The organism is Mycobacterium sp. TH-M15, assembly GCF_057473705.1.
The window spans coordinates 1-5,501 of sequence record NZ_JBYCLB010000008.1; the positions used below are offsets into that span (position 1 = coordinate 1).

Below are 5,501 nucleotides of genomic sequence, written 5' to 3' on the forward strand. Positions count from 1 at the left end.
ACCACGCCGGCGCCCATCGGCGCGTACGACGACGAGACCCGCACGTTGGAGTCGTCGCCCCAGACGTCCTCCTGGGCCTGCTGGTCGAAGAGCGCCAGGTGCCAGTTGTGCACGCCGACGATCGAGGCGACCCAGCCGGTGGATCCGCAGGCGCTGGCCAGCCGGCGCACCGCCTCGTAGAACACCGCCGGGTCGCACTGCAGGCCGCCCCACTGCTCGGGCTGCAGCAACCGGAAGAAGCCGATCTCCTGCAGCGCCTGGACGTTCTCGTCGGGGAGCCGGCGCAGGTCCTCGGTGGCCTGGGCGCGCTCGCGCAGCTGGGGCAGCAGGTCGTCGATGCCGGCGAGCACCGACTGCACGTCGCGCTGTTGTGTGGACGTCACTAGATTGCCTCCCAGGAGTGCGGGGCCCGACGGCCCGGCTTGCCGACTCAGCCTAGACCGAGATTAGAACACGTTCTGATTTGTGTCGAGCGGGGTGTTCTGCGACTGTAGCGGAACGTCGGCATTTTTCTGTAACCTGTTCTAGTTATGACCGGAGATGGGTAGACCGTGGTGGACACCGTTCCCGACGAACCATTGGGCAGTCACGTCCTGCAACTGCAGATCGCCGACGTCATCGCCGAGACCGATGACGCCCGCTCGTTGGTGTTCCGGGTTCCGGACGGCCCCGACGACCCGGACGTCCCGCCGGAGCGGCTGCGCTACCAGCCGGGACAGTTCCTCACCCTGCGGATCCCCAGTGACCGCACCGGCTCGGTGGCCCGGTGCTACTCGCTGTGCAGCTCACCGTTCACCGACGACGCGCTGACGGTCACGGTGAAGCGAACCGCGGACGGCTACGCGTCCAACTGGCTCTGCGAGCACGCCCACCCGGGGATGCGGGTACACGTGCTGGCGCCGTCCGGCACCTTCGTCCCCAAGACGCTGGACGCCGACTTCCTGCTGTTGGCCGCCGGCAGCGGGATCACCCCGATGATGGCGATCTGCAAGTCGGCGCTGGATCAGGGCAGCGGCCAGGTGGTGCTGGTCTACGCCAACCGCGACGAGAAGTCGGTGATCTTCGGCGAGACGCTGCGCGAGCTGGCCGCCAAACACCCAGACCGGCTGACCGTGGTGCACTGGCTGGAGTCGGTGCAGGGGCTGCCGACCGCGGCGGCGCTGGCCCGGCTGGCGGCGCCCTACACCGGCCACGACGCGTTCATCTGCGGGCCCGGCCCGTTCATGCAGGCGGCCCGGGACGCGCTCGACGCGCTGACGGTGCCCGAACAGCGGATCCACCTGGAGGTGTTCAAGTCGCTGGAGGGCGACCCGTTCGCCGCGGTGACGATCGAGCAGGCTCCGGACGGTGCCGAGCCGCCGGCGACGGTGACCGTGCAGCTGGACGGCGAGGTGCGCAGCCTGGACTGGCCGCGGCACGTCAAGCTGCTCGACCTTTTGCTGGCCAAGGGCCTGGACGTGCCGTTCTCCTGCCGGGAGGGCCACTGCGGCGCCTGCGCCTGCGTGCTGAAGAGGGGCAAGGTCAGCATGGAGGTCAACGACGTGCTCGAGCAGCAGGACCTCGACGAAGGACTGGTCCTGGCCTGCCAGTCGCACCCGGAGACCGATTCGGTGGAAGTCAGCTACGACGAATGACCGCGCGGCTAGGTTCGTGTGCAGGCCCGACCCGACCTCGAAGGGAAGCGTGATGAAGCGGTTGCTCGCGATGTCGTCCTGCCTCGGGCTGGTTTCCGCGCTCACCCTGGCGGTGCTGCCGGCCCCGGCGGCCCGGGCCACCAGCGGCACCAAGGTGACGGTGTTCCCGGTCGGCGACGGCAGCCAGCTGGAGACCCACAGCTGGGTCGAGTGCAAGCTGCCCGCGCCCACCTGCAACTTCACCGCCGGAATCCAGCTGCGCACCGCCGAGGGCGAGGTGGTCGGGTTCCCGACCCAGCTCTGGGCCCGGCAGAGCACCAACGTGTACTCGCAGAAGCGGTCGGTCTACCTGGACGTGCACGCCGACGGCGGGCCGGAGACGAAGGTCTTCAAAGAGGCCGGCCCCGCGGTGATCACCACCATCTACCAGGGCGCCGGTCCGCCGGAGAAATACCAGACCAACGGCATCATCGACGTCAACGACTGGGCGACCGGTCAGCCGGCGGCCAACGCGAACGTCATCGTCTGCGCCCACGTCCAGGTGGTCTATCCCGGGGTCAACCTGATGACGCCGGACGCCTGCGCACAGACGACGTTCTCCTGAGTCCTGATCCGTCAGCGCGGCACGGTGACCGGTAACCCCACCCGGTCAGCGCCGGCGGCCATCCGCTGGTCGTACGTCACGACACAGTGCGAGATTTCCGGCGAACCACCACCGCGGTTCACACTCACGCGGGGCGGGGACGCCGGGCACGTGCCCTCGGCCCCCGTGGGCACTCGGATAGGGGACTGCCCAGCGACCCGCGCTATCCGGTTCAGATTTCATTCTGACCGGCCGCGCATTTCGGCGCCAAGGCCGTTCCGCAGCGCGAGTGCACCCGTGGGCGGAACCGGAATCCGGACGTAACCAAATCCCACCACCCTGCATATATCCCGTGCTACACTGGTTATGTGTTACACGGATTGATGACATGGCTAATCTGACGCTCAGCATTGATGACGACCTACTGCAGCGGGCACGGATGCGTGCCCTCGAACTGCGGACCACGGTCAACGCACTGGTCCGTGACTACCTGGAGAGTTTCGCCGGCGAGAATCCCGCGAGGGCGGCGGTCACCGAATTCCTCACTGTCGCCGACTCCGTTCACGCCTCCAGCGGCCCCGGCGGCCGTACCTGGAAGCGCGAGGATGTGCATGTCCGATAGGAGCTTCCTCGACACCAACGTCCTGGCGTACGCCGTCGACGACGCAGATCCCACCAAGAAGCAGACCGCACGCACGCTGCTGGCCGAAACGGCCGACATCGTGGTGTCCGCGCAGGTTCTCAACGAGTTCTACGTTGTGATCACCCGCAAGTTCGCACCGGCGGTCGAACCCGACACCGCCAAAGACCTGGTGCGCAGGTTGGCCAGACTGTCGTGTGTTCCCATCGACGCGCAGTTGGTCCAACTCGCGATCGACGCAGGACAGCGCTGGCAGTTGTCCCACTGGGATGCGTTGGTGATCGAGGCGGCGCGGCAGGCCGGATGCACCCGGGTGCTCACCGAGGACCTCAGCGCCGGTGCGGTCTACCACGGGTTGAGAATCGAGAATCCGTTCGCAGCCGGCTAGCCGGCGCACAACGGCACGCCGGTGCACGTGCAGTCAAGCATTAGGCGGCTTGGTTCGGCTCAGTCGCGACGGTTCGGGTCCCCTATCCCCGCGGCAGGCCGAGCAGCCGCTCGCCGGCCACCGTCAGCAGGATCTGCTCGGTGCCGCCGGCGATGGTCAGGCAGCGGGTGGTGAGGAAGTCGAAGACCTGCGGACCGAGCACCGCACCGGCGTCCTCGGTGCGGTCCATCCGGTATTCGGCCAGTTCCTGGCGGTAACGCACCCCGATCAGCTTGCGCACCGAGGACTCGGCGCCCGGATCGCGCCCGCCCACCGCCAGCTGCGCGATGCGCTGGTCCAGCAGCGCACCGGCCTGGGCGGCGATGATCAGCCGGCCCAGCCGGTCCAGCTCGGCGGCATCGACGTCGCGGCCAGCCAGGGTGTCCAGCAGCTCCTCCATCGGGTTGCCCAACGCAGTGCCGCCGGCCATCGCGACCCGCTCGTTGGCGAGCGTGGTACGGGCCAGCCGCCAGCCGTCGTTGACCTGGCCGACCACCATCTCGTCCGGGACGAAGACGTCGTCCAAGAAGACCTCGTTGAACAGGTCGTCACCGGTGATCTCGCGCAGCGGGCGGATGTCGATGCCCGGCGAGGTCATGTCGATCAGGAAGTAGCTGATGCCTTTGTGCTTCGGTGCGTCGGGGTCGGTGCGGGCCAGGCAGACCCCCCACTGCGCCCGGTGCGCCGCCGACGTCCACACCTTCTGGCCACTGAGCCGCCAGCCGCCGTCGACCCGCACCGCCTTGGTGCGCAGCGACGCCAGGTCCGAACCGGCGCCCGGTTCGGAGAAGAGCTGACACCAGAACACCTCGCCGCGCAGCGTCGCCGGGACGAACCTGTCGACCTGCTCGGGTGTGCCGTACTCCAGGATGGTCGGGGCCGCCCACCAGCCGATCACCAGGTCCGGCCGGTCCACCCCCGCGTCGTCCAGCTCCTGGTCGATCACCAACTGCTCGGCCGGACCCGCCCCGCGCCCGTACGGCGGGCGCCAGTGCGGAGCCAGCAGGCCCGCGTCGGCGAGCGCGGCCTGGCGTTCCCCGCCCGGCAGCGCGGCGATCCGGGCGACGGCCGTGGCGATCTCCGGGCGCAGGCCGGCAGCGTCGCCGAGGTCGATGTCCAGGCGGCGGCGCACCCCGGCCCGGGTGAGCTCGGCGGCGCGGCGCAGCCAGCGCTGCCCGCCGCCGAGGAACTGGCCGATGCCGTAGGCCCGGCGCAGGTACAGGTGGGCGTCGTGTTCCCAGGTGATGCCGATGCCGCCGAGCACCTGAATGCTGTCCTGGACGTTGGCCTTGGCGGCGTCGAGGCAGGTGGCCGCGGCCACCGCCGCGGCGATCGCGGACTGCTGGTCGTCGATGTCGGCGGCGGCCACCGCGGCGTCGGCGGCGGCGACCGCGGCCTGTTCGGCCCGGCAGAGCATCTCGGCGCAGAGGTGCTTGACCGCCTGGAAGCTGCCGATCGGCTTGCCGAACTGCTCGCGCACCTTGGCGTAGGCGACGGCGGTCTCCAGCGCCCAGCGGGCGATGCCGGCGGCCTCGGCCGAGAGCACGGTGGCGACGAGGTCTTCCACCCGGTTTCCGGCTTCCACCGGCGTCGCCGGCGCCGCGGTCAGCTCCACCCGGGCCAGCGGCCGGGAGAAGTCGGTGGCCGGCAGCGGCTGCACCCGCACCCCGCCGGCTTCCCCTGTTGCGGCGTCGACCAGCAGCCACTGGCCGTCGGCCGGCAGCAGCAGCAGCGCGTCCGCGGTGGCGCCCAACACCCGTGCGGCGTGACCGGATGCCTGCGACGTCGCCGGGTCGAAGCGCAGCTCGGCGTCGATCGCCACGCCGGCGATCCGGGCGCCGGAGGCCAACGCCTCGGCCAGCCGTGGTCCGCTGACCACCAGGGTGGCCAGCGCGGTGGTCGCGACCGGGCCCGGCACCAGCGCCTTGGCCGCCTCGTCGACCATCGCGCACAGGTCCTCAACGCGACCGCCGGCACCGCCGCGGTCCTCCGGGACGGCGACCCCGAACAGGCCGAGGTCGGCCAGCCCGGCGAGCACCGGTCGCCACGCGTCGGGCTCACCGTGCTCCACCGCGCGGATCGCGGCCGTGCTGCCCGCAGCGGCGGCCCAATCGCGCACCAAGTCGCGCGCGGCACATTGCTCGTCGGTCACCGTCACCGTCACCCTCCGCCTCGCCTTTCACCGCCCGGACACTAGAACGTGTTCTAATAGTGTCA

At 70.1% G+C, this 5,501-nt stretch carries 6 protein-coding genes; 4 read left to right on the top strand and 2 right to left on the bottom strand.

Going from position 1 to position 5,501, the window contains the following annotated elements:
• On the bottom strand, positions 1 to 383 hold a 383-nt coding region (locus tag AC2VNT_RS00145), incomplete at its 3' end, for an acyl-CoA dehydrogenase family protein (RefSeq protein WP_486944935.1).
• Between the two features lie 168 nt (positions 384 to 551).
• On the opposite strand from AC2VNT_RS00145, the gene AC2VNT_RS00150 reads away from it, so the two are divergent.
• The 4 genes from AC2VNT_RS00150 to AC2VNT_RS00165 all read left to right on the top strand — a co-directional run bounded on the left by AC2VNT_RS00150 (position 552) and on the right by AC2VNT_RS00165 (position 3,245).
• Positions 552 to 1,634 carry a 2Fe-2S iron-sulfur cluster-binding protein gene (locus AC2VNT_RS00150; RefSeq protein ID WP_486944936.1) on the top strand — a complete coding sequence of 361 codons (1,083 nt, stop codon included), beginning with the start codon at positions 552 to 554 and terminating at the stop codon, positions 1,632 to 1,634.
• A gap of 52 nt (positions 1,635 to 1,686) precedes the next feature.
• Entirely contained in the window at positions 1,687 to 2,238 is a 552-nt protein-coding gene (locus AC2VNT_RS00155) for a hypothetical protein (protein WP_486944937.1), read from the top strand.
• Between the two features lie 367 nt (positions 2,239 to 2,605).
• Positions 2,606 to 2,839, top strand: a complete 234-nt coding sequence (locus AC2VNT_RS00160) for a hypothetical protein (protein WP_486944938.1) — start codon at positions 2,606 to 2,608, stop codon at positions 2,837 to 2,839.
• Complete coding sequence (locus AC2VNT_RS00165; RefSeq protein WP_486944939.1) at positions 2,829 to 3,245, top strand: PIN domain-containing protein; 417 nt, start codon at positions 2,829 to 2,831, stop codon at positions 3,243 to 3,245. Before AC2VNT_RS00160 ends, AC2VNT_RS00165 begins: the two co-directional genes overlap by 11 nt.
• Positions 3,246 to 3,327: 82 nt before the next feature.
• On the opposite strand, the gene AC2VNT_RS00170 is transcribed toward AC2VNT_RS00165, so the two are convergent.
• Positions 3,328 to 5,448 (bottom strand): acyl-CoA dehydrogenase family protein, encoded by a 2,121-nt coding sequence (locus AC2VNT_RS00170; protein ID WP_486944940.1) that lies wholly within the window; start codon positions 5,446 to 5,448, stop codon positions 3,328 to 3,330.
• Between the last annotated feature and the right edge of the window lie 53 nt (positions 5,449 to 5,501).